Origin of the sequence: Aureibaculum sp. 2308TA14-22 (assembly GCF_040538665.1) — a bacterium.
Classification (GTDB): Bacteria; Bacteroidota; Bacteroidia; order Flavobacteriales; family Flavobacteriaceae; genus Aureibaculum.
Window position 1 is genome coordinate 3,226,398 of record NZ_JBEWXT010000001.1, and the last position, 26,385, is coordinate 3,252,782.

The window sequence follows — 26,385 nt, forward strand, 5'->3', positions numbered from 1 at the left end:
GGGCGGTTTTTGTTTATAAAAACATGAGATTTTTGAGAATAACATTATTCCCTAATTTTTTATTTATCTTTCCTCACTTGAATTCATTTGTCTAAAATCTAATAGCTCACGTCTCACATATACTTTAATGCTTAACAAACGTCTTTTAATTAAAAACTTACTCGCTTATAACGACGAGAATAGTTTTTATGATAAGAAAATTCAATTAAACTTAGATTCAAAAGAGGGTAAGGGTAAGTTTTTAAAGCATGTTTGTGCATTGTCCAATTCTAATCCTCAAAATAATTCTTATATAGTTATAGGTATTGAAGATGAAAGCAATAAAATTATAGGTGTCGATTTTTTTGATGATAGTAAAATTCAAAACCTAGTTAATGCCTATTTTGATAATCCCCCAAAAATACAATATGAAAATATTGCATTCCCCAGGTTACCGCGTTATAAAGTTGTTGGATTAGTTACTATAAACCCAATTGAGAAAATAACTTCCCTTCAAAAAGGAATTTGGAAATATTCTAAAAACAGTATTTTTCTGAGACAAGGAAGTAACTCAATTGCTGTAAAAAAAGTAGCTTTAAAAAATACTAATAAGGCGGTTGTTGAGGCCATCGAAAAAAATGCCATTAACAATATAAAATTGACTTTAAATGGTGTTTTTGACTTTATCAACGACCATCAACATGAGCTAAATCCCAACTATATTGTTTTTAAAGATCATTTTGTACTATGTTGGGCCGGTATAAAAAAAGAAATAAACGGTAAAACGCTTTATTCTAGAGTTGATATAGAGCTTGTAAATGAACAGATTCGACTATTTTATTCTACGTTTGACGAAGTGGAAATTGATTTTAATCAACAATCATTCATAATTACAGAATATATTCAATTGGGTTTTGATAATGACCAAACTTATTATCCGTTAGAAAAAACGATTATAAACTTTAAAGAAAATGGAACTTATGATATTGCTAGTGAGTTGCTTTTTAATCCCCCAACATTTGATTCGGTAGTTTTAAGGCATATTTACAATAATAATAATGCCATATTAGATAAGTTACAAAAAGGTATTCCTTTGTCAAAAAATAATAAAGCAGATTTAAAACAAATCCCAACCACCTATTTAATTTGCTCGATAAACGGATTTAAAGACGCTAAAGACAGACTAGAGTTAGCAAAACCCTATTTACAAGAATTGTCAGACAAAACTGCCTATATAAAATTAAAAGATGCTTTAAGAATTTTACGTAAATTGAGGTATAATTAGTAATTTCTATTTCAAGGTCCTTACATAATTCACAACATCCCAACGTTGATCTTCTGTAAGTATTGGACCCCATTTAATCATATCGTTTCTACCATTGGTAACCTTCCAAAAAATTTCTCCATCCGCTTGAGATTGTACCATACCAGAAGTTAAATTTTGCGGTTTTGGACTCAATGCTTTACCGCCAATTCCATCCCCTTTGCCGGATGTACCATGACAAATCATACAACGTGTTTTAAAAATTTTTGCTCCGCGTTGAGCAGATTGAGACTTGTCAGCCGAACTAATAGGGTTTTTCAAATCTTTTGCGCCCTCAGGGGCTTTCCATCGGTCTTCTTGTAGTGTAAAGCTCATAAAACCTACTAAGACCGTTAAACCTAATATATATAGTAATTGTTTTTTCATCTGTTGTTTTTTATTGTTTTTAATCGTCATATGGAATTCGCATAATAATCTTTTTGTTTGTTATTCAAATTTAAGCTATGCTCATTTCATAATTAATGTATTAACTAGTTGATTTTTATTGTTTTATCATACTACCTATGACAAATTCCGTACCAAAACGGACATTAAATGTATAAAACCGCATCCATATAAAAACGATTTTTAGCAACAAATATTCTAAAGTTGTTCTTATTTGGCTATTTTTAAAGTATGAAAAAAACAGCATTTGTCACGGGGGCAACAAGTGGAATAGGCTTGGCAACTGCCCATGAATTAGCCAAAAACAATATTAAATTAATTCTTTGTGGAAGACGAAAAGAGCGATTAGCTTCCATAAAAAAGGAATTGGAACAAAAAACGAAGATTTATACCTTGAATTTTGATGTCGCTGACAAAAATGCAGTTTTTAATGCCATTAATTCGCTACCGGATAACTTTAAACAAATTGATATTCTTATTAACAATGCTGGCAATGCTCACGGCTTAGACCCTATTCACGAGGGTAGTTTAGACGATTGGGATGCCATGATGGATAGTAATGTAAAAGGTTTGCTTTATGTTAGTAAAGCTATTATTCCACAAATGGTAGCCCGAAAAACGGGTCATATCATCAATATTGGCTCATCAGCGGGTAAAGAAGTATATCCTAATGGGAATGTCTATTGTGGTAGTAAACATGCTGTTTTAGCTATTACAGAAGGTATGCGAATTGACCTGAATCCTTACGGAATAAAAGTTGGGGCAATAAACCCTGGTCTGGTGGAAACGGAATTTTCTCAAGTTCGCTTTAAAGGTGATACCATAGCAGATAACGTTTATAAAGGCTATAAAGCATTACAAGCAGAAGATATAGCCGAAATTATTTATTTTGCTATATCAAGACCTCCACATGTAAATATTGCAGATTTGTTGGTGTTTTGTACAGCACAAGCAAGTAGTACTCTAGTTAAAAAAAGTGATTTTTAAAATAAATGCCTCAACCATCCGTTTATTGAGTTCAACCTTTTTAAAAAATTTCTAATGATGAACTCCTTAAAAAACTTTAAGCTAACTAAAATTTTTGCACTTGCATTAATCTTCCTAGTATTTTCATGTAGTAGTGATGATCCGATTTCTGAACCAACCATAGCAATAGCTAATACCAATCTTACAACTTCTTTTTTTACCGAAGGTGAAGTGGAAACTCCTACGGTACAATGGAATGGGGATAATGGAACATTTAGTCTCGGCTCTAATATTACAGGAACTTCCATTGATGCCAATACTGGTGTAATTTCGTGGGATAAATCACTTCCTATTGGAACCAATACCATTGAAATAATAGCCACTAATTCGGCTGGGCAAACTTCAATAAATGTAATTGTTGAAAATGAATTTTCAGGAAACTTTGAGGGTGGCTATAACTCTAACCCAAATTCAACAGAAATGAATAATGATTTTGAAATGAATTTTAATGCCGATGGAACCATGAATGTATTGGATGGTGGTTCTTCTGAGGGAATTGGAACTTGGACAGCGTCAGGTGATATAATAACTAGCGTATATTCTTACAATGGTGGTTCAAGCTATTTTACCGTAGTTACAGATTTAGTATATTCTGAAACAGAAGCAGACATCACCGGTTTCTGGAGTAGTGGAGAAACATTAGCCGATCCAGCAAGCGGATATATAAAATTGTCTATTGAAGATCAATAAATTAACTATTTTTTATCGTGTTGAAAAAACGGTAATCCTTAATCAATTGTAAAAAAACCTTGATTCTACTAAAGATTAAAGTAGAATCAAGGTTTTTTTTATTACAGAAAAATACCAATTATTATCTTTTTTAAAAACAAAAAAAGGAAAAAACCCCTTTAAAATCTAGGGTTTCTCCCCTTGATTAGTAGTTATTAATGAACGAAGTTTGTATCACTATTTTCCAATTTGAGATAGGCCTTGTTTCTCCCGAAAAAATTCGGCATTGAAGCAAGGCTTTTTTTATTTTTACATAAATTCCACTTTTTTGAAACTCTAAGATATTTTCTTCGTTTTTAATATTGAACTAACGCCTTTAAATGCCATCAAGTCAACAAGAATTAATTGAACAATGTAAAAATGGAGATCAAAGATCTCAATTAGAACTTTATGACAACTATTGCCATGCCATGTTCAATATTGCTTGTAGATATTTAAAAAATGAGGAGGAAGCCAAAGATATAATGCAGGAAAGCTTTTTAAAGGCATTTTCAAAATTAGATTCTTTTGTAGAAAAAGTAAGTTTTGGTGCATGGTTAAAAAGAATTGTTATAAATCAGTGTATAGATACTCTAAAGAAGAAAAAATTAGAAACGATTTCCTTTGAAAATATTCCGTTGGAAATTACAGATGATGATGACTGGAGTTTCGACATAACAATTACCAAAAGACAAATTATTGATGCAATTGAAAATACTCCTAAAAAATATAGTTTGGTTCTAATGCTCTATTTAATTGAAGGATATGATCACACTGAAATTTCGGAGATATTAAATATTGCAGTCAAAACTTCAAGAACGCAATTACGAAGAGGAAAACTGATGTTAAAGGAAAAACTTAAAACTAAAAGATATGAAAAGAGATATTAGAGAATTATTTAGAGGTGAAGACCTTGATAGTAAAAAATTACCTCCAAATCATAGAATAGAATTTACGGAAAAATTAAAATTTTCAAAAACAGAAAAACCTAAAAAAGGTAATCTAGGTATATTTTTAAAATTTGCCGCTTCTTTTGTTTTGATAATAGCTGCTGGGTATTACATTATGAATCAAAAGTCCTCAAAAATAAAGGGCCCAACGCCATTAGAATTGCAAGTACAACAAATTGAACAAGACTATTTACGGGAAATTGATAACGAATGGCAAAATTTCGTAAAAATAGCTTACGATCAAAAACTTATTGATAGGTACAAAGAAAAGTTAAACAACTTAGACAATAATTATAAGGAGATTTCAAAAAGTTTTAACGAAAGTCCAAATAACATAACTGTTTTAGAAGGTTTAATTGGCAATCTTCAAACTCGGTTGCAATTACTAAAAAACATTCAGAATCATATTAAAATACTTAACGAAAAGCAAAGAACAAATGAGACCATTATTTTATAAGTTTCTAGTACTTTTTTTATTTTTTACTGGGTCTTTTTTTGCACAAAAGCAGTCTGTTTTAAAAGAAAGTATTGACATTGGAACTGCTAAGTTTTTACAAATAGACATAGAGAACGTTCCATTAACTATTTTACCATCATCGGATAATAGAATTCATATTGACTTCTCTATGGAGTTTAAAGGGTTTTCTGAAAAAGAAATAAAAAACAACTTGTCTAAGGTGAAGTTTAACAAAAATATTACTTTAGATAAAATTGTTTTAAGTATAAAAAGCAAAACGACAATCTCACCTGCTGAATTTATATCTGATGCTCCTCTAATCATTTCCTCAGCTACTAGTTCAAAGAGTTTAGATAACAAAAAAAGGGTTAAAAAAACCAAAAAGGATATACTTGAAAGTATAAAATCTACCTCATCAAAAGAAGGAAACTTCATGTCCTCAATTCTGAAACAAATTGAAAATGATGAAAATGCACAAGTTAAAAAATCTCATTTCTTTTTATATATTCCTGATTATCTGTCTTTAAAAATTATCGCCCAAAGGGCAAGAATTACTTCTAGCATGCCAAAATCTGAAAATTTAAATTTAGACATGAATGGCAGTTTTTTTAAGGCTAGAACACTCATTATGTCTAACCTGTTATTGAAAAATGCTTCGTTACTAGTGGAAGAAATTGAAGGTGGAAATTATACATTAAACAACTCTTCTAATAGTTTTATAGGTAGCGTTAAAAATGCAATTCTAACTTTAGACTTATCTAAATTAGAGGTAGGTGAAATTCAAGAAAATGTAGAAATAAAGGATTTTAACAGTGAACTGTTTTTCTATAATTTTTCTAATAATTTCAAAACCTTTAAACTAAATGCTGAATATTCAAAGATTCATTTTTATCATCCTGAAAGTGATTTCTCATATTTAGCAATAGGCAATAATACCGTAAGTTATTTTGATAATATCACAATCAATATGCAGCCAAATAAAACAGGTAAAAAAGAAAAAATGGTAGCCAGAAAGAAAAAAGGAATTGGTAAATATGCTGGTCATATATATTTCGATATTATTCATGGCGTAATTTATTCTCATAGTGAAACATACAAACCAGTTAAAAAATAATTTAAAATGAAAACAAAATTAATCTTTAGCATAGTATTACTAAGCTTTCTTATTTCACCAGCACAAAAAAGAATTGAGCTAACAACTGATTATGGATCCAAAAATAAGGATATATATGAGGCCTTACGATTTCAAGGTGTTGAAGTTATTAATCTTAAATTTTCTGGGGAAAATTTAAAAAATAAAGGTTATACTTTATTGTTAAAGGAGTTTAATAATGGGGCTCTATCGAATATTGATACTTTAATTAGTACCAAAAAAGATCCGTATTTGCAGCTTATTGGTTCTGATACTTTTAAATTTAATTTCTACGTAAAAACACAATTAGATAATACAATTAAAATGTCGGCCATATTCGATCGTTTTTCGGTTACAAAAAAATATCAAATTAAGAAACCCAAAGATGATTATGCTTTGCACGATTTTCTTGATGGAAGCAAACGATTACAAATTGAGGAAGGAAAACCTACTTACATTTTAGGGTATTTCTTACCATACATAGATAAAAAAACAGGATGGAAAAAATATTGTGATGTAGCGGGAAGTAAGCATAAACCCGACGAATGGGGAAAAGTATTCAATATTCCTAACTATTTTTTAATTGATATCCTATTTCATTAAAATAAAAAACCGCTTTTTAATTGAGCGGTTTTTTATTTTTATATTACAAATCAAATTTTATTCCCTGAGCCAATGGTAAATCTTCAGTATAGTTAATGGTATTGGTTTGACGCCTCATATAGATTTTCCAAGCATCAGAACCTGATTCGCGTCCGCCACCAGTTTCTTTTTCACCCCCAAAAGCACCGCCTATTTCCGCACCGGAAGTTCCGATATTTACATTGGCAATACCACAATCAGAACCCGCATGAGATAAAAACCGTTCTGCTTCACGCAAATTATTGGTCATTATTGCGGAAGACAAGCCCTGAGCTACTTCATTTTGAATATCTATGGCATTTTCAATACCTCCTGAATATTTTAATAAATATAAAACTGGTGCAAATGTTTCATGCTGTACAATTTCAAATTGAGGTTCAGCTTCCGCAATGGCAGGTTTTACATAACAACCGCTTTCATAACCTTCACCTGATAGTACACCACCTTCAACTACAATATTTCCACCTTCATCAACAACCCTTTCAAGAGCTTGTTGATACATTTTAACTGCGTCTTTATCAATTAATGGCCCTACATGATTGCTTTCATCTAACGGATTACCAATTCGAATCTGCTTGTAAGCATCTACAATAGCATTTTTTACCTTATCGTACACACTTTCATGGATAATAAGGCGTCTTGTGGATGTACAACGTTGTCCACAGGTACCCACAGCACCAAATACCGCACCGATAACCGTCATTTTAATATCTGCATCTGGTGTAATAATGATTGCATTATTACCACCCAGTTCCAATAAAGACCTTCCTAATCGTCCTGCTACTTCTTGAGCTACAATTTTTCCCATTCTGGTAGAACCTGTTGCTGAAATTAACGGAACACGCTTATCTTTGGTTATAAATTCGCCAACTTTATAATCGCCGTTAATTAGGTTAGAGATACCTTCAGGTAAATCATTGGCTTTAAAAACCTCAGCTGCAATATTTTGACATGCAATTCCGCACAAAGGAGCTTTTTCAGAAGGTTTCCAAACACAAACATCACCACAAATCCATGCCAAAGCTGTGTTCCAAGCCCAAACTGCCACGGGAAAGTTAAATGCAGAAATAATGCCTACAACACCTAATGGATGATACTGCTCGTACATTCTATGTCCAGGACGCTCACTGTGCATGGTAAAACCATGTAATTGACGTGATAAGCCTACTGCAAAATCGCATATATCTATCATTTCTTGTACTTCACCTAATCCTTCTTGATAACTTTTACCCATTTCATAAGAAACCAATTTGCCTAAAGCTTCTTTTTTCTCTCGCAGCTTTTCACCAAACTGTCTAACAATCTCACCACGTTGCGGAGCTGGCATTATTCGCCAAGTTTTAAAGGCTGAAGTTGCTGCTTCCATCACTTTTTCATAGTCATCTGCAGTTGTTGTTTTTACTTTACCGATTAATTGGCCATCAACTGGCGAATGTGATTCAATATAACCTCCTCCTGAAAAGTTATTACTACCAGTTGAAGTCCCGTCATTTATATCATTTACACCTAACTGTTCTAAGGCTTTTTTTATACCAAAATCTTTTGCTGTTGCTATCATCTTGTTTTCATTTATTTGAAGGCAAATTTACGAAATATAAATAACAAAAAAGCCACGCATAATGCGTGGCTTTCTAGCTATATTTGGCAACCAACCAAATATAATTAACCAACTAAAACCTAAAATTTAAACCGCCATAAACACCAAAGAAATAAGGTTTAAACCCTCCTGAGTTTTCAGAAAATGTATTCAATTGATATTTAAGCATAGGTGATGCGTTTATATATAAATTGGGAGTCAGATTATAATTTACATCTAGCCCTAAGTTTCCACTAAAATTTAAATCGTTAAGATTAGAAGCTTCTCCCAATGAACTTTTTTTGCCAAATGAGGTAATAGAGACATCGTTATCATATAAAAAATATGTACTAAAGCCGCCTACAACGTTTACGCCCAATTTTTTCTGTACTATAGCATATTTTGCCTCCAAGGGTACTTCAACATAGCTATAAGATTGATCTAAGCTTCCATTACTATCAAATGGAGATCTCTGACTAAATGTTTCTGAATGTTGGAATTCTGTAGATGAAGCTTCTAAAGTGGCACCAACATCAGAATTAATATTTGTTTTAGACTGATCTAACAACGAGGAAGAAGCTATTACTGAAACATTTTGAGTAGAATAACCTAAATCAACATTCTGAATACCCGATTGCAAGCTAAATCTGTCAGAAATTTTATAATTTACTTTTAATCCATAAGAAATTGAATTATTACTGGTTTTAGTATTATTAGCTAAAGAAGGGTCAATTGGTGAGCCTTTGCTTGAGGAATTTAAATACACGGGACCAATTGTAGATCCTATGGACCACTTTTTATCATTTACATCAGCTATAGTTTCTAATGTATTTTGCTTATCTATTTCTTCTAGAAGGTCGGTTTTTTCACCTTTTTCTACATCATTTTCCTTATTTTCCAGAATTGCAACTTTAGTATCTTGGATATCCTCTTGTTGTTCAAGAACTTTAAGTTGATTGGTAGTTTTACTTTTTAGTTCTTCAGCTTTTTTCTCCTGAGATGCTACTACTCCATCATTGCTATTAGCAATTTTGTTGGTCGTTATATCTTCTTTAACCGTTTTACCTTCTTTATCGGCCGTATTTGCTTGTTCAGCTTTTTGAGTTGTGGTAATTAACCTGTCCTCATCCTCAGTCTGCCCCGAAAGCTTTCGAGATTGCTTCAAGTTATCAATACTTGTCTCTTCTTCTGGATTGATTTTATCAGTACTGTTAAAATCGTTCTCTTTTAACAAATTGTCATTTTTATCTGTGTCAGTAATGATATTTGTATCTGGAACTTTAGGTTTCGTATCTGTATTATTATAAAACTGATATCCTACGGGAATTAACAGCAACAGAATTGCCGCTGCACCAGCTAAACGCAACCACAGCGGTATAATTCTCCTCTTCTTCTTTTTCGTAAGTTCGTTCTCAATGCCCTTCCAGACATGAGGTTCAGGAAAAACTTCATAATCCTTGAATTTTTCTTGAAATAATCTGTCAATATTTTTATTATCACTCATTGTTAAAGTGCTTCGTTTTTTGTTAGTTGATTGGCCTCTATCTTATTTCTTAAAATTACCCTAGCCCTAGATAAGTTCGATTTTGATGTGCCCTCAGAAATATTCAACATTTTGGCAATTTCTTTATGCGGATAACCATCCAATACGTATAAATTAAAAACTAGTTGATATCGCTCGGGTAACTCTTGTATCAATTTGAGTAAAAAATCAAGTTTAATGTCTTCGTCATTTATTTCTACTTCAACTTCAACATCTGGTATTTCTTCATTTACCAAGCTTAAAACATTTTTTTTTCTATATGTTTGTAATGCTGTATTTACAATTATTCTTTTTAACCACCCTTCAAAAGAACCCTTATACTCATATTGCCCAATTTTATCAAAAATGGTTATAAAACCATTGTGTAGATTGTCTTGAGCTTCTTCGTAATTTTTTGAATATTTTAGGCATAGCCCAAACAATTTACCAGCATAGAGCTGGTAAATTTGAGATTGGGCTTTTATATCATTTTGCTTACAGCTGTTTATGAGCTCTTTTAAACTCATAGGTTTATAGTGTGTTAATTATTTACCGGTACAATAACATCTTCAAAAATATCATTACCGTTATTATCTTCTCCTTTCCAAAACCTGAAAGTATAATCTCTTGTTTGTGCTACGTTTACAACAAATTCATGTTCCTTTGGTATAATAGCTTCCGTACATGCTGCTTGTGTATCTACCAATGCGGTAATAGCAACAATTCGAGAAGCATCTTCTTGTTTATAATATAAATCATAAAAAGCATGACATCCGTCCGGCAGATCATATTCAACTTTTATGGTATATGACAAACCAAATTCAAACTCCGCTGGCACAACATAGTCTCTTACTGGTAATGTTTTGAGCACCAAGTTAGTATCATTATCATCGCCTAAACTACATGAAACAAATGTAACAGTAACAAAAAAAGCTACTAAAATTTTTTTAATCATATTTCTTTTTTTTATTTAAGTATTATTTAGATACCAAAAAGGTATTGGGGTTGCGTATATATAATTTACTTTTGTTGTAATTACAGTTGCAATGTTTAAAAATAATCTTTATTCTATAAAAGCAGAAGCCCATTTTAACGAAATGGCACTACAAATTTTTAACTATCAGTTTAAAAATAATAAAGTATATCGTTCTTTTTGTTCGCTGTTAAATGTTTACCCTAGTGATATTAACAATATTGAGGAAATTCCGTTTTTGCCTATTCAGTTTTTTAAATTGCATACCATAGTTTCCACAACGGATGCGGTTCAACAGGTTTTTACCAGTTCCGGGACAACTGGAGCAACAACAAGTAAACATTATGTAACGGATATTTCAGTGTACGAAAAAAGCTACCGCAAGTCCTTCGAACATTTTTATGGCTCTATTGAGGGTTATACCGTGTTGGCACTACTTCCCTCCTATTTGGAACGCGATGGTTCTTCATTGATTTACATGGTCAATGATTTGATAATCCGCTCGAAAAAACCTGAAAGTGGATTTTACCTAAACAATTTATCTGATCTAAAAGAAAAGTTAACCTCCTTAGACAAAGAGGGCGAAAAAGTATTGCTTATCGGTGTTTCTTTTGCCTTATTGGATTTAGTCGAAAGCTATACTTTCAGCCTGAAAAATACGATTATCATGGAAACAGGTGGCATGAAAGGTCGTCGTAAAGAATTGATTAGGAGCGAACTGCACAAAATTCTAAAAAAAGGGTTTGGTGTTAACCAAATCCACTCTGAATATGGAATGACGGAATTGTTAAGTCAGGCTTATTCAAAAGGAAATGGGATTTTTAAAGCACCTCCTTGGATGAAGGTTTTGATTAGAGATACCGAAGACCCGTTACGGGTTCTATCTAATGAAAAAACGGGCGGAATCAACATAATAGACTTAGCCAATATCAATTCTTGTTCGTTTATAGCTACCCAAGATTTAGGGAAAACATTTAAAGACGGTAGTTTTGAGGTTTTGGGGCGTTTTGACCATTCGGACATTAGGGGGTGTAATCTGCTTGCCCGTCCCTAACCCTTCCAAAAAGGAAGGGACCTAATTAGTTGAAAATAGTGGGGATTTAGTTTTCTGCGTTATAATTTCATCTTCTTCGAGGAGGCTAGGAGGAGCTTAACCCACCAACTGATAACGTTTTACACCACTATCCTCATCAGCAACTTTTAAAGTGTCTAAATAGTTTTTAAACTGCTCAATATAATTGTAAAAAATACTTTTATCATTCGTAATTTTTTTCATAGTTCTTACGCCCTCTAACGAATGAATTATAAATTCGGCTGCAGGTTCGGTGTTAATATGTCTGTTTAAATAACCATCATCTATACCACGGTATAAAAAATTAATTAAAGCCACTTTCCATTCGTTCATAATATCTTTTAACTGCAATTGTAGGTCGTAATCGTTTGCCTCGTGGCTTAAATCAACTACAAAGTTAATTAACGGACTACCTAAGTTTCGTTCTAAAGACTTATCGTTTATCAATTTGTCCTGCAATAAATCGCCCAATACAAATATTGGGTTTCCTCTTTCAGATAAAGGTTCTATAAAATCACTATGAATTTCTTTACTAATACGTTCTTGAATAATAGCCTCCACAAAATGATGTTTATTTTCAAAATGATAATAAAAAGCACCTTTGGTCAGGTCAACTTCTTTAATAATATTATCGATACTAATAGAATGATAGCCATAGGTATTGATTAATTCGTATCCTTTGTCAATTAACTTCTGTCTGGTTAACTTACGTTTTATTTCTTGTGTCATTTTCCACTTATTTTAAATTCTTATTACGTCTATAAAACAATTTTGGGTTAAAAACTCCTACCTTAATAGAGAATAGTGTTCTTAATGATGATAAATCCTAAATAGTTTGTTTTGTCTCACTCTTTACAGATAAAAGCCTGTAAATATTGGTGTTTTAGAACTTTTAAAAACCAATTGGCATGTTTTAGTCAGGACTTTTTCGTGTGAACTTTAATGGGTTTTCGGATAATTTCGCCTTATATTTGATAATAAATCTACCATCATGAAAAACCGATACTTCCTTATCGTCATAATTACTTATTTAGCTGTCTATCAACCGCTATTTAGCCAAGCCTATACTTCAACACAAATAGACTCAATTGTCAACAAAGCAATGTCAGTAATGCCAAATGCTGGAATTGCCGTAGCTGTTATAAAAGACAATAAAATAGTTCATATGAAAGGTTATGGGGTTACTTCTGCCAACGATAAGCAAAAAGTGAACGAGAATACCTTATTTGCCATTGCATCCAACTCAAAAGCGTTTACAACGGCCGCATTGGCCATGTTGGTCGATGAGGGAAAGCTCAATTGGTTAGATAAGGTGGTGGATTATATTCCCGAATTTAAAATGTACGATCCTTATGTCACGGAAAACTTCAATATTCAGGATTTACTAACGCACCGAAGCGGTCTTGGCCTGGGTGCGGGCGATTTAATGTTTTTTCCCGATGGATCCGATTTTACCGTAAAAGACGTGCTCAACAGCTTTCAATATCAAAAGCCCGTTTCTGCATTTAGAACCAAATACGACTACGATAATTTGCTATATATTGTTGCAGGGGAAGTTGTGGCTAGGGCAAGTGGAATACCTTGGGCAGAATTTGTAGAAACCAGAATTATGAGACCATTGGGCATGGAAAACTCGGTGGGTGTATATCAACGGCTAAAGAACAACAACAATGTGGCTTTTCCGCATGCGGTAGAAAATGGAAAACTCAAACGGCTTGAACATTATATAAAAAATGACGAATCTTTAGGAGCCGCTGGTGGTATCTATGCAAGTGTTAACGATTTAAGTAAATGGTTAATCATGCACTTGAACCGAGGAACATACGGTACGGACGGTAAAACACAGCTAATTTCCAAAGAAAACCACGCCGAACTCTGGAAACCACATACCAATATTAGCTTTAATGTGGTTCCGGAACCACCGTACAAAACCCATTTTACCGCCTACGGATTGGGTTGGCGATTGAGCGACAAAGCCGGGTATGTTACCGTTGAACATACAGGTAGTTTGCCCGGAATGCTTTCCAGAACCATCCTTATTCCCGAATTGAACGTGGGCATTGTTACGCTTACCAATACCGATCCCGGAGGGCGTAGTTTTTGGACAATACCCAATACGATTATGGATGGGTATTTAGGCGTTGAAAAAAAAGACTGGATATTGGATGCGGAAAAAAGACTACAAAAAACCACTACCGAAAGCAATTCCGCTACCGAAGCCGTTTGGAAAACCGTAGCTAAAGCAAATTCAGATCATATTAATAATTCCGATTTTATAGGTACGTACCAAGATAATTGGTTTGGCAAGGTGAAAATTTACGAGAAAGACCAAGAACTTTGGTTTACGGCGTTACGATCACCTAAACTAACCGGAAAAATGTCTTTCTACAAAGAAAATACTTTTGCCATTAAATGGAATGACCTAGACCCATCCATTGATGTTTTCGCGATGTTTACCTTAAATAAAAACGGAAAGGCCGTACGAATAAAAATGAAAGGTATTTCACCAAATATAGATTTTAGTTATGACTTTCACGATTTGGATTTGAAGAGGGTTGAAGAGTGAGTTGATGGGTATTGAGTTTGTTTTTTGGTAAAATAATAGGTATATTTATATCTAGTTAAATAAACAAAAGTTATGAAAAAATTTATATTCTTTGTATTAGCAACTTGCACAATACTATCTTGTTCAACAGATGAACCAGAAGATGATAAAGTTTTTGATGCGGACAAATATCCTCAAAAATGGAAGCTTGTCAAAATAACAGGGAGTTGGACTAATATTGAGACTACTGGAGAAAATATGGAATGGCAGGAAAATTACATCCTAAACGATGATGGTACGTTCACTAAGCATAGAGAACAAGGTAAAGAATCTTTTAATGTTCCCGGGACTTTCTCTATTGTTGAACACAACGGTGAAAAGTTTCTTGAATTGGTTCATGAAGTGGATACCAACTTAATCGTCAATTGCTATTCAAATCAAACGGAAAGCCTTTGGTTAAAATCGGATATCAACCTAATTAATACTGCGGGTGCTTGTGACTGGCCAAAGTTAGAGTATAAACAAGTGGAATAATTTGTTTGAAGGTTTTTCGCTTAAATGATTAACTTTCTTACATTGGTTAGTGCCTATGCAAAATCTACTTAAATTATTATACTTTATTTTTTATTTTAAACTTCCTTGGTTTATTATTAAACATTTAATTATAAAAGGTAAAATTAAAACGCTAGAAGTCATTGCTAAAAAAGGGCATTACAAAAATAGAATTCAACTTACCCAAAACATACATCATCTGAGTATTAAAAATCAATGGAAATTACTTCTAATACTCTTAGATGATAAAATTGAAAAAATATCAAAAGATATTATTAAACAATACGAAAATAAATACCTGCCTTCCGATTTGAAATCAGCTCTTTTCGATAAAAGAAAATATTGGAAAGAAAAGCATGAGATTGACTTAAAGAAGAAAGAAAGAATGGCAGCATTATTTAAGAATAATACTAATTATAAAAGGAAGTTTGGTGACGGAGAATCGTTAAAGAACGTTAAAGAAATGCTGAAAAAACCAATGAATATTGGAAAATGGTTTTAAAATTTACCCAATATCTACACCACCCTCAACAAAAAGTAATTCTTCTTCCCTCGCTGCAATAACACAAACTTATCTGCAATTAAATCACTTAAAGAGAGCATATAATCATCGGAAACCTTTTCTTTATTGATAGAAATAGAGTTTTCTTTTAACGCCCGTCTTGCCTCACTGTTCGATTTTAAAAAACCTGATTTTTCATTCAATGCTGAAACAATATCAATACCATTTTCAAGGTCGGTTTTGGCAATTTCAGCTTGTGGTACGCCTTCAAATACATCTAAAAAGGTTTTTTCATTCAAACTTTTTAAATCTGCCGAAGTAGATTTTCCAAAAAGGATATTCGATGCTTTTATGGCATTTTCCAATGCTTCTTCGGAATGCACCATAGTGGTTACTTCCTTAGCAATGGTTTTTTGTAACAAACGCATATCTGGTTGTTCTTTATGTTTTTTTATTAAACTTTCAATAGTTGTTTTGTCTAAAAAAGTAAATATTTTAATATACTTTTCAGCATCTTCATCAGAAGTATTTAACCAATATTGGTAAAATTTATAGGGCGAAGTTCGTTCCGCATCCAGCCAAACATTTCCGCCTTCTGATTTTCCGAATTTTGTCCCATCGGCCTTGGTTATCAGCGTACACGTAATCGCATAGGCCTTACCTTGTACCTTACGGCGTATCAGTTCCGTACCTGTGGTAATATTTCCCCATTGGTCCGAACCGCCCATTTGCAGCAAACAGTTCTTTTCTTTGTATAAATGCAAAAAGTCATAGCCTTGTATCAATTGATAAGTAAATTCCGTAAAGCTCATACCTTCTTTAGCTTCGGGGTTCAATCTGTTTTTGACGGAATCTTTAGCCATCATATAATTTACGGTAATGTGTTTACCAATATCTCTGGCAAAATCTAAAAAGGATAACTGTTTCATCCAATCGTAATTATTAACCAATTCTGCTGCATTGTCTGCACCTGAAGAAAAGTCTAAAAACTTTGCCAATTGGGTTTTGATTCCGTTTATATTTTTGGTTAATGTAGCTTCATCTAACAAATTCCGCTCATTCGACTTTCCCGAAGGGTCACCTATCATTCCCGTAGCACCGCCAACTAAGGCAATGGGTTTATGATCAAATAATTGAAAATGTTTTAAAATAATTACAGGCACTAATCCGCCGATATGTAAAGAGTCCGCCGTAGGGTCGAACCCAATATAAGCTGTAGTCGTTTCCTTGTTCAACTGTTCTTCCGTACCAGGCATGGCATCGTGTAATAAACCTCTCCATCGTAATTCCTCAACAAAATTATTGGTCATAAGTAGTAAAATTTTGGCAAAGATATGTTTAATCGTAAAAAGGGTAAAGTAAATAAGTAAAATTTAGTCAATTGATAGTTAAACCTCTCCACCTTTGATGAGTGTATTAAACATAAAAAGGCGTTTGGTTACCTCTCCTTGAAAAGAAGGGAGGAGCTTTGCTTTTTACTCAAAAGAGAGATTATATACATATTATTAACTAATTTAGACGCATGGTTTTAGTTACGGGCGGTACGGGATTGGTTGGTTCGCATTTGTTGTACCAATTGGCTCAAAAAGGCAAGAAAGTTGTGGCAATCCGCAGAAAAAATAGTGATTTAGAGGCCGTAAAAAAGGTGTTTTCCTATTATTCTTCTGATTTTGAGCGGCTTTTCGAATACATTAATTGGGTAACGGCAGATATTAACGATATTCCCGCCCTGAGTGATGCCTTTAAAGGCATCACTAAAGTGTATCATAGTGCGGCTCTGATTTCTTTTAGTAGTTCAGATTACAAAAAAATGCGAAAAATCAATATTGAGGGTACTGCCAATATTGTGAATTTATGTATTGAAAATCAAATTGAAAAATTGTGTTTTGTAAGTTCGGTTGCAGCTGTTGGAAAACCGCTTACTGGCAAAAATATTAACGAAGATAACGAATGGAACGTAGCGGACAATAATTATGGTTACGCCATTACCAAATACGGTGCAGAACTTGAGGTTTGGCGTGCTGGACAAGAGAATATTGATGTTGTTATCGTTAATCCTGGTGTAATTTTAGGGTCAGGGTTTTGGGAAAATGGTTCTGGTAAACTATTTGATAAAACCTATAACGGATTTCCGTTTTATACAGAAGGTATAACTGGTTTTGTGGATGTTATGGACGTAGCAACCATAATGATTGAGTTGATGAATAGTACCATTAAAAACGAGCGATATCTTTTGGTCAGCGAAAATGAATCTTTTAAAACTGTTTTTTTCGCTATTGCCGATGCTTTCGGTAAAAAAAGACCGTCAATTAAAGTTACCAAATTAATTAGCGGTATGGGTTGGCGTGTAAATTGGTTGCTGAGTAAATTCTCTGGAAAAACACCGATGATTACCAAGCAGTCGGCACAATCATCACATAATAGTTATTATTATTCCAATAAAAAGATAAAAAAAGCTCTTAACTACGAGTTCGTTCCTTTGGAAAAAACGATTAAAAATATATGTGAAAATTATTTAAAAAATACTAAGGTTTAAAGTTTAGATTTATTCTTCCAACCTGTGCTCTAATATTCCATCTTGAATAATTGAATCTATTTCAGAGTTGGGTTGGTAAATTTTCTTTTTTTCTTCTAATCTTCTATTAATCTCTTCGAACATTTTTTGATAATCGTCAATTTTTGAAGTGTAATAGAAGTTACTTTCGCTAAATTGAGCACTATCAATTTTGTGTTTTTTAAAAACCAAAGGCAGATAATTGATATTTTTTCTCAACTCTTTAGTTTTAACCGACTTTGCTCCTCTGGCAATATAAATATCGGTCCAAATGTCGATCATCCTTTCTTTTTCAATCAGGTTGTGGGGTTTCTTATAGATGGTCTTACTAGTGCAGGATACTAAAAAAGTTAACGTCAACAATATGTATAGTAACTGTTTCATTTATCTTGTAAATGTTAATTGCATCCCTCTATTATCATCATCAAATTCACCTTGGTTATACACTAAGTTGCCGTTAACAAAAGTATGCGTAACTTCTGAATTAAAGGTTGTGCCTTCAAATGGAGACCAACCACATTTATACAAAATTCCTTCTTTTGTGATAGTTTGGGGTGATTCTAAATCAACCAAAACCAAATCAGCATAATACCCTTTCCTAATAAATCCTCTTTTTTCAATTTGGAATAAAATAGCTGGATTATGGCACATTTTTTCGACCATTTTTTCTAAGGATAATATACCATGACGAGTGGATTCCAGCATGGCCAATAACCCATGTTGTACTAATGGCCCTCCACTTGGGGCTTTAGTGTAAACTTGAGCTTTTTCTTCAAGCGTATGCGGAGCGTGGTCCGTAGCAATTACATCAATTTTATCAGTTAATAATGCTTTCCAAAGCCCTTTTTTATCTTCTTTGGTTTTAATAGCAGGATTCCATTTAATAAAAGTGCCTTTTGTTTTGTAATATGAATCGTCAAACCAGAGGTGATGCACACAAACCTCAGCGGTAATTTTCTTTTCCTCTAAGGGAATATCGTTTCTGAATAAAACGGTTTCACGAGCTGTTGAAAGATGAAAAACATGCAATCTCGCTCCCGTTTTTTGGGCTAAAGCCACTGCTTTTGAAGAAGAAATATAACAGGCCTCTTCACTACGTATTTTCGGATGGAAGTCCATTGGGATATTGTCTCCATACATGGTTTTTGCACTTGCTAAATTGTCTTGGATAGTGGTTTCATCTTCACAATGTACGGCAATCAGCATTTTGGTCGATGAAAATATTTTTTCCAGTACTTTTTCGTCATCAACCAACATATTACCTGTTGATGAGCCTAAAAAAAGTTTAATAGCGGCAACTTTATTAGGGTCTGTTTTTAACAATTCTTCTAAATTGTCGTTGGTGCCACCAAACATAAAAGAATAATTGGCATAAGATGTTTTAGCAGCAATGTCAAATTTATCTTGTAATAAGGCTTGTGTTGTTGCTTGTGGTACGGTATTGGGCATTTCAATAAAAGAAGTAATACCTCCAGCCACAGCTGCTTTACTTTCCGTAGCAATGTTGGCTTTATGTGTCAAACCTGGTTCTCTAAAATGTACTTGATCGTCAATTACACCGGGCATAACATACTTGCCTAGTCCATCTATTATTTGAGTATCTGCCGTAGCATTGTCTATTGAGCCAATTTTAGCAATCAATTGATTTTCAATCAAAATATCACCAACGGTAATTTCGCCCTCATTTATAATCTTAACGTTCTTTATAAGCGTTTTTTTCATCGTTTTGGTAGTCCTTTTAATTTCATTTTAATTACGCCAAAAATAGCTTCGCCAATTATAGAGCTGTCCATTTTAGATTTACCTAATGCCCTATCTGTAAAAATTACCGAAACTTCTTTAATATTAAATCCGTGCTTCCAAGCCTTAAATTTCATTTCTATTTGAAAAGCGTAACCGACAAATTTAATTTTATTCAAATTTATAGTTTCCAACACTTTACGTTTATAACAAACAAAACCGGCTGTAGTGTCATGTATGGGTATTCTAGTGATAAATCGTACATATTTTGTGGCAAAATAGGACATTAACACTCTATTCATTGGCCAATTAACGACATTTACACCTTTAGAATAACGAGAACCTATAGATACATCTGCACCATAATCATTGCATGCTCTGTAAAGCCTTATCAAATCTTTAGGATTGTGCGAAAAATCAGCATCCATTTCTATAATGTAATCATATTTTTTTGCCAAAGCCCATTTAAAGCCATGAATATATGCCGTACCTAAACCTGTTTTGTCTTTTCTTTCTTCTAAAAATAGCCTATCTACAAACTTAATTTGCAGGCTTTTAACAATTTTTGCCGTAGCATCGGGAGAACTGTCATCTACTACTAGTATGTCAAATTCTTTTGGAAGGGAGAATATAGCTTTTATAATGTTTTCGATATTCTCTTTTTCGTTATATGTGGGTATAATTACTAGGGCGTCTGACATCAATAAGCTTTAATCGACAAAGGTAGAACAAAGTTAAAATAAAATATTACTAATTTTGTGTTAATAATTTTAAACAATGTTAGAAGCTACAGAACGTATTGTTGTATCAAAAGATTGGATTACAATAATGCTTTTAATTGCTGTTACTTTATTGATTTTAAACCGATTAAAGTCAAGTGACAGGTATTATAAACTAAAGTACTTGTTGGTAAACAATACTTATATTAATAGTTATTCAAAGGCAAACCCTCTGCTTTTTAACTCATTTAGTATTATCTTTCTTGCTGTTTATGTTATCGTTATTTCTTTCTTGTTGTTTATAGCTATTTACTTATTTGAACCTAAAATAGCTGCATTTGATTTTCTTTTTTTCCTTAAAATTGCTCTTATCATTTGCTTTTTCATTGGCTTAAGGATTATATTAGGTACACTATTGGGTGTTTTATTTGAAAAAGAAAGAACACAAAAATATTTTACGTTCTTAAAGGCTAGTTATTTGAGCAACTATAGTTTGATTATGCTCCCTTTGGTTGCTGTTAATTTCTATTTCAATTCTACTTTTTATTCTTATTTTTTGCTTATTGTAGCCGTGTTATTGTTTCTCTATTATTATGTATTATTAATAAAAAACAATCAATCTTTAGTTTTTGGAAAATCGTTTTATTTTATTTTGTATCTTTGCACGCTCGAAATCGCTCCTTTAGTAATAATTACCAAAGTTCTTATTGTTTAAGGATCATGAAGAGCAAAGTATTTATGTAACGCCTTGTTAGGTTTGAGTTTAGACTGAAACTAAAGGCATCCCTCCTGATTGTTCGGGACGGTCAATAAAAACTAAAAAATCCAGATGAAAGTAAAAACTATTTTAGTTTCTCAACCCGCTCCAAGCACAAAGCAATCTCCTTATTTTGATTTATCAGACAAACAAAAGGTGAAAATTGATTTTAGATCTTTTATTCATGTTGAAGGAGTTGAAGCCAGAGATGTAAGAAATCAGAAAATTGATTTTTCCAAGTTTACAGCGGTTATATTTACCAGTAGAAATGCTATCAATAACTATTTTAGATTAGCTGAAGAAATGCGTTTTACGGTTCCTGATGATATGAAATATTTTTGTCAGTCTGAAGCTGTAGCTTACTATCTACAAAAATATGTAGTATATAGAAAACGTAAAATATATGTTGGACAGCGTACTTTTCAAGATTTATTAAAACAAATTAAAAAACATAAAACGGAATCGTTTTTACTACCTTCTTCCGATAAGCTAAAGCCGATAGTTCCAGAATTATTAAACGAACTTGACGTTAAGTGGGAAAGAGCCATATTATACAAAACCGTTACTAGCGATTTATCCGATTTAAAAAATGTGTATTACGATGTATTGGTGTTTTTCAGCCCGTCGGGTATAGAATCATTGTTCCGTAATTTTCCAGATTTTGAACAAAATAATACTAGAATTGCAGTTTTTGGTAACACTACGATTAAAGCAGCTGAAGAAGCTGGTTTGCGTATAGATATCACTGCTCCAAGTAAAGAAACTCCTTCCATGACTATGGCGTTGGAGCATTATATAAAGAATGTAAATAAGTAAAAAAACTCCTTTTAATTCCTCCAAAGAGGGAAAATATTGAGGTATAAATCACATAAAAAAAGCGTACAATAAATCTGTACGCTTTTTTTATGTTTTATATCAAAGAGAAACCTTATTCTTTATTTATTTCTGCTAAAATTTTTTCTTCAAGTTCTTCTGCCAACTCAGGGTTGTCTTTAATTAAAGACTTTACAGCATCTCTACCCTGGCCTAATTTAGTATCGCCATAGCTAAACCAAGAACCACTTTTCTTAACAATACCTAACTCAACACCTATATCAAGTATTTCACCAACTTTAGATATTCCTTCTCCGTACATAATATCAAACTCTGCCAATTGGAAAGGTGGGGCAACTTTATTTTTAACCACTTTTACTTTAGTGCTATTACCTACTACTCTATCACCATCTTTAATTTGTGTTCTACGTCTAATATCCAGTCGTACGGAAGCGTAAAATTTTAAAGCATTACCACCTGTAGTAGTTTCAGGGTTACCAAACATAACTCCAATTTTTTCACGCAATTGGTTAATGAATATTACAGTACATTTCGTTTTGCTGATGGTTCCAGTAAGTTTACGGAGGGCTTGAGACATTAAACGGGCATGTAACCCCATTTTAGAGTCACCCATTTCTCCTTCAATTTCGCTTTTAGGAGTAAGTGCGGCAACAGAGTCAATTACAACAATATCTATAGCACCTGAACGGATTAAGTTATCGGCAATTTCTAAAGCTTGCTCTCCATGATCTGGTTGAGAGATAATTAAATTATCAATATCTACTCCTAAGTTTTGAGCATAATATCTATCAAAAGCGTGTTCTGCATCAATAAAAGCTGCAATACCACCAGCCTTTTGGGCTTCAGCAATTGCATGAATAGTTAAGGTTGTTTTACCTGAAGATTCTGGTCCGTAAATTTCTATTACCCTTCCTCTTGGGTAACCTCCAACACCTAAAGCTATATCTAATCCTAAAGAACCTGATGGAATAGCGTCAACATCCTCTGTAACGTCATCACCTAAACGCATAACAGATCCTTTACCATAGGTTTTATCCAATTTGTCCAATGTTAATTGTAACGATTTTAATTTTGCTGCTTTTTCTTTGTCTTCTGCCATAATAGTGCTTAAAAATGTTTTTAAAATAAGTGTGGCTAAAGTACAAAAAAGAATTGTTTATATTTACTTAATTAGTATTAACAATTTATTTTCAATCTCATTAATTATGAAAAATTGGTTTCTTTCAATTTTGATGCTCTTTGGGTGTTTTTCTTTTGGACAAACGCTTTCAAAAACGGAAATAAAAAAAGCAGCTCATCATAAATTTCCCGAAGCTTTAAACAGATTAAAATCTTTTTTAAAAATTCCCAATGACGGTCATTTTCCAGAACAAATTCATGCAAATTTGTCGTACTGTAATACTGTTTTTAAAAAATTAGATTTTTCCACAAAAACAATAACAACCAACGGTGTTCCTGTATTATTTGCTGAAAAAAAATTCTATAAAAAGGCAAAAACGATATTGTTTTACTTGCAAATTGACGGCCAGCCTGTAGATACCTCAGCTTGGCATCAAGAAAACCCGTTTAAACCAGTACTCAAAGAAAAAGTTGGACTAAACAAATGGAAAATAATAGATTTTCCTTCGCAAAAAGATAAAATAGATTTTGATTGGCGAATTTTTGCCCGATCCGCATCAGATTCTAAAGGGCCAGCAATGTCGTTCATTTCCGCATTGGAAATTTTGCATTCAAAAAAGATAAAACCAAGGTTTAATGTAAAAGTTATTATGGATTTCCAGGAAGAAATGGGTTCTCCAACACTACCTAAAACAGTAACCGACAATGAGCAACTTCTTAAGGCTGATATGGTGCTGATAATCGACGGAACACGCCATGTGAGCAATTTACCCACATTAACTTTTGGTGCTAGAGGTATTGCCACAGCAAAATTAAAAGTATTTGGACCTAGATATGCCTTGCATAGCGGACAATATGGAAATTTTGCCCCAAACCCCGTTTTTGAAACCGCAAAATTATTGGGCGGATTAAAAGATGAAAACGGACGTGTTACCTTATCTGGATTTTATGATGGGATACATTTGAGCGACAAGGAAAAACAATCCATAAATAACGTACCTGAACATTTAGATAGCATCAAAAAAAGAATAGGCGTTGCTAAAGCCGATGCGGTTGGAAATACCTATCAAGAAGCATTGCAATATCCTTCCTTGAATATCCGTGGAATTCAATCCGGTTGGACAGGTAGTAAAGTCAGAACAATTATACCTGAACATGTAATGGTAGAAATTGATATGCGTTTAGTGCCAGAATCTGACGGGACAAAACTCATGGAGTCACTTAAAAGTTATATTCAAGAAAACGGTTATCATTTGGTAGATTCCATTCCAACAGAAAAAGAACGTCAAACCTATCCAAAATTAGCAAGTTTTACTTACAAGTTAGGTTCAAAGCCGTTTAGAACCGAAATGGACAGTAATATTGGTGACTTTTTAAGTAATGCTTTGACGCGATTGTATGGAAAAAAATTTGTAAAAATGAGGACAACTGGTGGTTCGCAACCTATGGCGTCATTTATAAAAACATTAGGTGTACCTGCGGTTTCCGTGCGTATTCCTAATCCAGATAATAATATCCATAGTCCGAATGAAAATTTTCGGCTAGGTAATTTTTTAGAAGGAATTGAAATGTGTTTGGTAATTTTAGATCAACCAATTAAATAAGCTCCTGTAAAGGTTAATCAAATAATTTTTCAATAACCGCATATTGTAATAATATTACGGTTTTAGCATCATTAATTTCACCTATTTTTACCATTTGTAGAGCTGTATTAAAATCATATTCTAACACTTCAATTTCTTCAGTTTCTGAGGCTAATCCACCACCTTCATCAATTTTAAAAGATTCATCATATTCTCCAATAAAATAATAAATCTTTTCAGTGACAGCTCCTGGAGTAGAGTAGATTTCAAACACCTTTTTTACTTTATCTATCCGATAACCTGTTTCTTCTTCAGCTTCTTTTTTTATACAGGTAACAGGATCATCACCATCTAACAAACCTGCACAAACTTCAATAGACATACCATCTCCATTATCGTTTAAATAACTGGGCATTCTAAATTGTTTGGTTAAAATAATGGTCTTTGAATTTGGGTTAAATAATAAAATACACGCACCGTTACCTCTATCATAACTCTCTCTATTCTGATTTTCCCAAGTACCATCTTTTAATTGATAATCAAAATTTACCTTATCCAATTTATACCAATCATCAGATAAATTGGTTATTTTTTTTATGTTTACTTTTGGATTGTTCATTTTTTTAATATCATATAAACATGCGGAATCCCATCTTCTAAATACTCGGCTCCCACTTGTTTAAAACCAAAAGATTCATAGAATTTTTTAAGATAGGTTTGTCCACCTATTTTTATTGAAACTTTTCCAAATAATTTGTACGTCTCTTCAATGGTTTTCTTTATTAATTTTTTACCTAATTTTTGTTTTCTAAAATCTTGATGTACCGCTACTCTGCCAAAAGCTGCTTCATAATAATAATCGTTAGGTTTAAAAATTCTAGTATAAGCAATAACCTTATTATTTTCTTTACAAAAAAAGTGATATGATATTTGATCTTTATTATCCAATTCAGGATAAGGGCAATTTTGTTCTACTACAAAAACATCAATACGTAATTTTATAATAGAATGAAACTCATCTAAAGTTAATTCATTAAATGTTTTTAAAAACCATTGCATTTTAAGAACAAGCTATTTTTTCTACTCTATTTTGGTGGCGTCCACCCTCAAAATCCGTACTTAAAAAAACATTAACAAAATTTATTGCTTGGTACACCGAAACAAACCGAGCAGGAATACTTAACACGTTAGCATTATTATGTTGTCTTGCAAGAGCTACAAGTTCATTGTTCCAACATAAAGCCGCTCTAATATTTTGATGTTTATTAGCTGCCATTTGGGCTCCATTTCCACTTCCACAGATAGTAATACCTAAGTCAACCTCATTATTTTCAACTGCTTTTGCTACCGGGTGAATAAAATCAGGATAATCAACACTATCATTTGTATCCGTCCCAAAATTTACAACAGTATGTCCTTTTTTTTCTAAATATTTAACGATTGCTTTTTTATATTCGGGGCCAGCGTGATCGTTTCCTATTGCTATTTTCATTAGAGTGGTTTTTATTTTAAAATTCAAATTTAACACTAATAAACTTTTATGAACATTAAAATTTTGAAATGTTAATAGTTTTTTTTAATAATTTAAGGATTAGACCTTTAAATAGATATCCAATTGTTAATGATATATCAACTAAATCTAATAAAAATAATTTGCATTCTCTTTAAAAAAAAGTAAGAGAAATTTTAATAGTACAATCCTAAAATAGTTGTTAGAATTTAGTACTTATTTATC

At 32.8% G+C, this 26,385-nt stretch carries 29 protein-coding genes; 15 read left to right on the forward strand and 14 right to left on the reverse strand.

The window, feature by feature from the left end:
* Nucleotides 1-127: 127 nt before the first annotated feature.
* Nucleotides 128-1,264, forward strand: coding sequence for an ATP-binding protein (locus U5A88_RS14450; RefSeq protein WP_354207602.1), 1,137 nt, complete (start codon nucleotides 128-130; stop codon nucleotides 1,262-1,264).
* A 6-nt stretch (nucleotides 1,265-1,270) separates the two neighbouring features.
* Here the strand turns inward: U5A88_RS14450 and U5A88_RS14455 are convergent, their stop codons facing one another.
* Nucleotides 1,271-1,669: a c-type cytochrome gene (locus tag U5A88_RS14455; protein WP_354207603.1), complete on the reverse strand. Its 399-nt coding sequence runs from the start codon at nucleotides 1,667-1,669 to the stop codon at nucleotides 1,271-1,273.
* A gap of 249 nt (nucleotides 1,670-1,918) precedes the next feature.
* On the opposite strand from U5A88_RS14455, the gene U5A88_RS14460 reads away from it, so the two are divergent.
* The 6 genes from U5A88_RS14460 (at nucleotide 1,919) to U5A88_RS14485 (ending at nucleotide 6,563) form a co-directional block, all read left to right on the forward strand.
* Nucleotides 1,919-2,674: an SDR family NAD(P)-dependent oxidoreductase gene (locus U5A88_RS14460; RefSeq protein ID WP_354207604.1), complete on the forward strand. Its 756-nt coding sequence runs from the start codon at nucleotides 1,919-1,921 to the stop codon at nucleotides 2,672-2,674.
* A 54-nt stretch (nucleotides 2,675-2,728) separates the two neighbouring features.
* A complete protein-coding gene (locus U5A88_RS14465) occupies nucleotides 2,729-3,403 on the forward strand; it encodes a hypothetical protein (protein ID WP_354207606.1) in 675 nt (224 codons plus the stop codon).
* Nucleotides 3,404-3,762: 359 nt separating this feature from the next.
* A complete protein-coding gene (locus U5A88_RS14470; protein ID WP_354207607.1) occupies nucleotides 3,763-4,311 on the forward strand; it encodes an RNA polymerase sigma factor in 549 nt (182 codons plus the stop codon).
* Nucleotides 4,295-4,828 (forward strand): hypothetical protein, encoded by a 534-nt coding sequence (locus tag U5A88_RS14475; protein WP_354207609.1) that lies wholly within the window; start codon nucleotides 4,295-4,297, stop codon nucleotides 4,826-4,828. The genes U5A88_RS14470 and U5A88_RS14475 overlap by 17 nt, the downstream gene beginning before the upstream one ends.
* Complete coding sequence (locus tag U5A88_RS14480; RefSeq protein ID WP_354207611.1) at nucleotides 4,809-5,942, forward strand: hypothetical protein; 1,134 nt, start codon at nucleotides 4,809-4,811, stop codon at nucleotides 5,940-5,942. Before U5A88_RS14475 ends, U5A88_RS14480 begins: the two co-directional genes overlap by 20 nt.
* A 6-nt stretch (nucleotides 5,943-5,948) precedes the next feature.
* Nucleotides 5,949-6,563, forward strand: a complete 615-nt coding sequence (locus U5A88_RS14485) for a hypothetical protein (protein WP_354207613.1) — start codon at nucleotides 5,949-5,951, stop codon at nucleotides 6,561-6,563.
* Between the two features lie 43 nt (nucleotides 6,564-6,606).
* Here the strand turns inward: U5A88_RS14485 and amaB are convergent, their stop codons facing one another.
* From amaB to U5A88_RS14505, 4 genes are all read right to left on the reverse strand, one after another.
* Nucleotides 6,607-8,160, reverse strand: coding sequence for an L-piperidine-6-carboxylate dehydrogenase (gene amaB, locus U5A88_RS14490; protein WP_354207615.1), 1,554 nt, complete (start codon nucleotides 8,158-8,160; stop codon nucleotides 6,607-6,609).
* 112 nt (nucleotides 8,161-8,272) lie between these two features.
* Nucleotides 8,273-9,682, reverse strand: coding sequence for a hypothetical protein (locus U5A88_RS14495; RefSeq protein ID WP_354207617.1), 1,410 nt, complete (start codon nucleotides 9,680-9,682; stop codon nucleotides 8,273-8,275).
* Between the two features lie 2 nt (nucleotides 9,683-9,684).
* Complete coding sequence (locus U5A88_RS14500) at nucleotides 9,685-10,227, reverse strand: RNA polymerase sigma factor (protein WP_354207618.1); 543 nt, start codon at nucleotides 10,225-10,227, stop codon at nucleotides 9,685-9,687.
* A 14-nt stretch (nucleotides 10,228-10,241) separates the two neighbouring features.
* Nucleotides 10,242-10,655 (reverse strand): hypothetical protein, encoded by a 414-nt coding sequence (locus tag U5A88_RS14505; protein WP_354207620.1) that lies wholly within the window; start codon nucleotides 10,653-10,655, stop codon nucleotides 10,242-10,244.
* A 91-nt stretch (nucleotides 10,656-10,746) separates the two neighbouring features.
* On the opposite strand from U5A88_RS14505, the gene U5A88_RS14510 reads away from it, so the two are divergent.
* A complete protein-coding gene (locus tag U5A88_RS14510) occupies nucleotides 10,747-11,727 on the forward strand; it encodes a LuxE/PaaK family acyltransferase (protein WP_354207621.1) in 981 nt (326 codons plus the stop codon).
* A gap of 96 nt (nucleotides 11,728-11,823) precedes the next feature.
* On the opposite strand, the gene U5A88_RS14515 is transcribed toward U5A88_RS14510, so the two are convergent.
* On the reverse strand, nucleotides 11,824-12,474 hold the full coding sequence (locus U5A88_RS14515; protein ID WP_354207623.1) for a TetR/AcrR family transcriptional regulator: 651 nt from the start codon (nucleotides 12,472-12,474) through the stop codon (nucleotides 11,824-11,826).
* A gap of 262 nt (nucleotides 12,475-12,736) precedes the next feature.
* Here U5A88_RS14515 and U5A88_RS14520 point away from each other — a divergent pair, with 262 nt between their 5' ends.
* The 3 genes from U5A88_RS14520 to U5A88_RS14530 all read left to right on the forward strand — a co-directional run bounded on the left by U5A88_RS14520 (nucleotide 12,737) and on the right by U5A88_RS14530 (nucleotide 15,344).
* Nucleotides 12,737-14,311 (forward strand): serine hydrolase, encoded by a 1,575-nt coding sequence (locus tag U5A88_RS14520; RefSeq protein ID WP_354207625.1) that lies wholly within the window; start codon nucleotides 12,737-12,739, stop codon nucleotides 14,309-14,311.
* 72 nt (nucleotides 14,312-14,383) lie between these two features.
* Nucleotides 14,384-14,824 carry a hypothetical protein gene (locus U5A88_RS14525; RefSeq protein ID WP_354207626.1) on the forward strand — a complete coding sequence of 147 codons (441 nt, stop codon included), beginning with the start codon at nucleotides 14,384-14,386 and terminating at the stop codon, nucleotides 14,822-14,824.
* Between the two features lie 55 nt (nucleotides 14,825-14,879).
* The gene (locus tag U5A88_RS14530) at nucleotides 14,880-15,344 is read left to right on the forward strand and encodes a hypothetical protein (RefSeq protein WP_354207628.1); all 465 of its coding nucleotides are present in this window, start codon (nucleotides 14,880-14,882) and stop codon (nucleotides 15,342-15,344) included.
* 14 nt (nucleotides 15,345-15,358) lie between these two features.
* On the opposite strand, the gene tyrS is transcribed toward U5A88_RS14530, so the two are convergent.
* Nucleotides 15,359-16,654: a tyrosine--tRNA ligase gene (gene tyrS, locus U5A88_RS14535; protein WP_354207630.1), complete on the reverse strand. Its 1,296-nt coding sequence runs from the start codon at nucleotides 16,652-16,654 to the stop codon at nucleotides 15,359-15,361.
* 212 nt (nucleotides 16,655-16,866) lie between these two features.
* On the opposite strand from tyrS, the gene U5A88_RS14540 reads away from it, so the two are divergent.
* Complete coding sequence (locus tag U5A88_RS14540) at nucleotides 16,867-17,880, forward strand: NAD-dependent epimerase/dehydratase family protein (protein ID WP_354207632.1); 1,014 nt, start codon at nucleotides 16,867-16,869, stop codon at nucleotides 17,878-17,880.
* Nucleotides 17,881-17,889: 9 nt separating this feature from the next.
* Here the strand turns inward: U5A88_RS14540 and U5A88_RS14545 are convergent, their stop codons facing one another.
* From U5A88_RS14545 to U5A88_RS14555, 3 genes are read right to left on the reverse strand one after another with little or no spacing between them, the layout of a single operon-like run.
* A complete protein-coding gene (locus tag U5A88_RS14545) occupies nucleotides 17,890-18,282 on the reverse strand; it encodes a DUF4296 domain-containing protein (RefSeq protein WP_354207634.1) in 393 nt (130 codons plus the stop codon).
* On the reverse strand, nucleotides 18,283-19,620 hold the full coding sequence (locus U5A88_RS14550) for a dihydroorotase (protein ID WP_354207636.1): 1,338 nt from the start codon (nucleotides 19,618-19,620) through the stop codon (nucleotides 18,283-18,285).
* Entirely contained in the window at nucleotides 19,617-20,339 is a 723-nt protein-coding gene (locus U5A88_RS14555) for a polyprenol monophosphomannose synthase (RefSeq protein ID WP_354207638.1), read from the reverse strand. Before U5A88_RS14555 ends, U5A88_RS14550 begins: the two co-directional genes overlap by 4 nt.
* Nucleotides 20,340-20,415: 76 nt before the next feature.
* On the opposite strand from U5A88_RS14555, the gene U5A88_RS14560 reads away from it, so the two are divergent.
* Together U5A88_RS14560 and U5A88_RS14565 are read left to right on the forward strand one after the other, a co-directional pair.
* Complete coding sequence (locus U5A88_RS14560) at nucleotides 20,416-21,072, forward strand: DUF4271 domain-containing protein (RefSeq protein WP_354207639.1); 657 nt, start codon at nucleotides 20,416-20,418, stop codon at nucleotides 21,070-21,072.
* 114 nt (nucleotides 21,073-21,186) lie between these two features.
* Nucleotides 21,187-21,930, forward strand: coding sequence for a uroporphyrinogen-III synthase (locus U5A88_RS14565; protein ID WP_354207641.1), 744 nt, complete (start codon nucleotides 21,187-21,189; stop codon nucleotides 21,928-21,930).
* Between the two features lie 112 nt (nucleotides 21,931-22,042).
* Here the strand turns inward: U5A88_RS14565 and recA are convergent, their stop codons facing one another.
* A complete protein-coding gene (recA, locus tag U5A88_RS14570) occupies nucleotides 22,043-23,047 on the reverse strand; it encodes a recombinase RecA (RefSeq protein WP_354207642.1) in 1,005 nt (334 codons plus the stop codon).
* Nucleotides 23,048-23,153: 106 nt separating this feature from the next.
* Here recA and U5A88_RS14575 point away from each other — a divergent pair, with 106 nt between their 5' ends.
* Nucleotides 23,154-24,671, forward strand: a complete 1,518-nt coding sequence (locus U5A88_RS14575; protein ID WP_354207644.1) for a M20/M25/M40 family metallo-hydrolase — start codon at nucleotides 23,154-23,156, stop codon at nucleotides 24,669-24,671.
* 13 nt (nucleotides 24,672-24,684) lie between these two features.
* Here U5A88_RS14575 and U5A88_RS14580 read toward each other — a convergent pair whose 3' ends face one another.
* The 3 genes from U5A88_RS14580 to rpiB are packed head-to-tail and all read right to left on the reverse strand — an operon-like array spanning nucleotide 24,685 to nucleotide 26,142.
* The gene (locus U5A88_RS14580; RefSeq protein WP_354207646.1) at nucleotides 24,685-25,269 is read right to left on the reverse strand and encodes an NUDIX domain-containing protein; all 585 of its coding nucleotides are present in this window, start codon (nucleotides 25,267-25,269) and stop codon (nucleotides 24,685-24,687) included.
* On the reverse strand, nucleotides 25,266-25,709 hold the full coding sequence (locus U5A88_RS14585) for a GNAT family N-acetyltransferase (protein ID WP_354207648.1): 444 nt from the start codon (nucleotides 25,707-25,709) through the stop codon (nucleotides 25,266-25,268). Before U5A88_RS14585 ends, U5A88_RS14580 begins: the two co-directional genes overlap by 4 nt.
* Nucleotide 25,710: 1 nt before the next feature.
* Nucleotides 25,711-26,142 carry a ribose 5-phosphate isomerase B gene (gene rpiB, locus U5A88_RS14590; protein WP_354207650.1) on the reverse strand — a complete coding sequence of 144 codons (432 nt, stop codon included), beginning with the start codon at nucleotides 26,140-26,142 and terminating at the stop codon, nucleotides 25,711-25,713.
* Between the last annotated feature and the right edge of the window lie 243 nt (nucleotides 26,143-26,385).

What these genes read in the sequence shown, in the direction of transcription:
- U5A88_RS14450 (WP_354207602.1), top strand. Translation starts at nt 128, where the DNA reads ATGCTTAACAAACGTCTTTTAATTAAAAACTTACTCGCTTATAACGAC.
- U5A88_RS14455 (WP_354207603.1), bottom strand. Translation starts at nt 1,669, where the DNA reads ATGAAAAAACAATTACTATATATATTAGGTTTAACGGTCTTAGTAGGT.
- U5A88_RS14460 (WP_354207604.1), top strand. Translation starts at nt 1,919, where the DNA reads ATGAAAAAAACAGCATTTGTCACGGGGGCAACAAGTGGAATAGGCTTG.
- U5A88_RS14465 (WP_354207606.1), top strand. Translation starts at nt 2,729, where the DNA reads ATGATGAACTCCTTAAAAAACTTTAAGCTAACTAAAATTTTTGCACTT.
- U5A88_RS14470 (WP_354207607.1), top strand. Translation starts at nt 3,763, where the DNA reads ATGCCATCAAGTCAACAAGAATTAATTGAACAATGTAAAAATGGAGAT.
- U5A88_RS14475 (WP_354207609.1), top strand. Translation starts at nt 4,295, where the DNA reads ATGAAAAGAGATATTAGAGAATTATTTAGAGGTGAAGACCTTGATAGT.
- U5A88_RS14480 (WP_354207611.1), top strand. Translation starts at nt 4,809, where the DNA reads ATGAGACCATTATTTTATAAGTTTCTAGTACTTTTTTTATTTTTTACT.
- U5A88_RS14485 (WP_354207613.1), top strand. Translation starts at nt 5,949, where the DNA reads ATGAAAACAAAATTAATCTTTAGCATAGTATTACTAAGCTTTCTTATT.
- amaB (WP_354207615.1), bottom strand. Translation starts at nt 8,160, where the DNA reads ATGATAGCAACAGCAAAAGATTTTGGTATAAAAAAAGCCTTAGAACAG.
- U5A88_RS14495 (WP_354207617.1), bottom strand. Translation starts at nt 9,682, where the DNA reads ATGAGTGATAATAAAAATATTGACAGATTATTTCAAGAAAAATTCAAG.
- U5A88_RS14500 (WP_354207618.1), bottom strand. Translation starts at nt 10,227, where the DNA reads ATGAGTTTAAAAGAGCTCATAAACAGCTGTAAGCAAAATGATATAAAA.
- U5A88_RS14505 (WP_354207620.1), bottom strand. Translation starts at nt 10,655, where the DNA reads ATGATTAAAAAAATTTTAGTAGCTTTTTTTGTTACTGTTACATTTGTT.
- U5A88_RS14510 (WP_354207621.1), top strand. Translation starts at nt 10,747, where the DNA reads ATGTTTAAAAATAATCTTTATTCTATAAAAGCAGAAGCCCATTTTAAC.
- U5A88_RS14515 (WP_354207623.1), bottom strand. Translation starts at nt 12,474, where the DNA reads ATGACACAAGAAATAAAACGTAAGTTAACCAGACAGAAGTTAATTGAC.
- U5A88_RS14520 (WP_354207625.1), top strand. Translation starts at nt 12,737, where the DNA reads ATGAAAAACCGATACTTCCTTATCGTCATAATTACTTATTTAGCTGTC.
- U5A88_RS14525 (WP_354207626.1), top strand. Translation starts at nt 14,384, where the DNA reads ATGAAAAAATTTATATTCTTTGTATTAGCAACTTGCACAATACTATCT.
- U5A88_RS14530 (WP_354207628.1), top strand. Translation starts at nt 14,880, where the DNA reads ATGCAAAATCTACTTAAATTATTATACTTTATTTTTTATTTTAAACTT.
- tyrS (WP_354207630.1), bottom strand. Translation starts at nt 16,654, where the DNA reads ATGACCAATAATTTTGTTGAGGAATTACGATGGAGAGGTTTATTACAC.
- U5A88_RS14540 (WP_354207632.1), top strand. Translation starts at nt 16,867, where the DNA reads ATGGTTTTAGTTACGGGCGGTACGGGATTGGTTGGTTCGCATTTGTTG.
- U5A88_RS14545 (WP_354207634.1), bottom strand. Translation starts at nt 18,282, where the DNA reads ATGAAACAGTTACTATACATATTGTTGACGTTAACTTTTTTAGTATCC.
- U5A88_RS14550 (WP_354207636.1), bottom strand. Translation starts at nt 19,620, where the DNA reads ATGAAAAAAACGCTTATAAAGAACGTTAAGATTATAAATGAGGGCGAA.
- U5A88_RS14555 (WP_354207638.1), bottom strand. Translation starts at nt 20,339, where the DNA reads ATGTCAGACGCCCTAGTAATTATACCCACATATAACGAAAAAGAGAAT.
- U5A88_RS14560 (WP_354207639.1), top strand. Translation starts at nt 20,416, where the DNA reads ATGTTAGAAGCTACAGAACGTATTGTTGTATCAAAAGATTGGATTACA.
- U5A88_RS14565 (WP_354207641.1), top strand. Translation starts at nt 21,187, where the DNA reads ATGAAAGTAAAAACTATTTTAGTTTCTCAACCCGCTCCAAGCACAAAG.
- recA (WP_354207642.1), bottom strand. Translation starts at nt 23,047, where the DNA reads ATGGCAGAAGACAAAGAAAAAGCAGCAAAATTAAAATCGTTACAATTA.
- U5A88_RS14575 (WP_354207644.1), top strand. Translation starts at nt 23,154, where the DNA reads ATGAAAAATTGGTTTCTTTCAATTTTGATGCTCTTTGGGTGTTTTTCT.
- U5A88_RS14580 (WP_354207646.1), bottom strand. Translation starts at nt 25,269, where the DNA reads ATGAACAATCCAAAAGTAAACATAAAAAAAATAACCAATTTATCTGAT.
- U5A88_RS14585 (WP_354207648.1), bottom strand. Translation starts at nt 25,709, where the DNA reads ATGCAATGGTTTTTAAAAACATTTAATGAATTAACTTTAGATGAGTTT.
- rpiB (WP_354207650.1), bottom strand. Translation starts at nt 26,142, where the DNA reads ATGAAAATAGCAATAGGAAACGATCACGCTGGCCCCGAATATAAAAAA.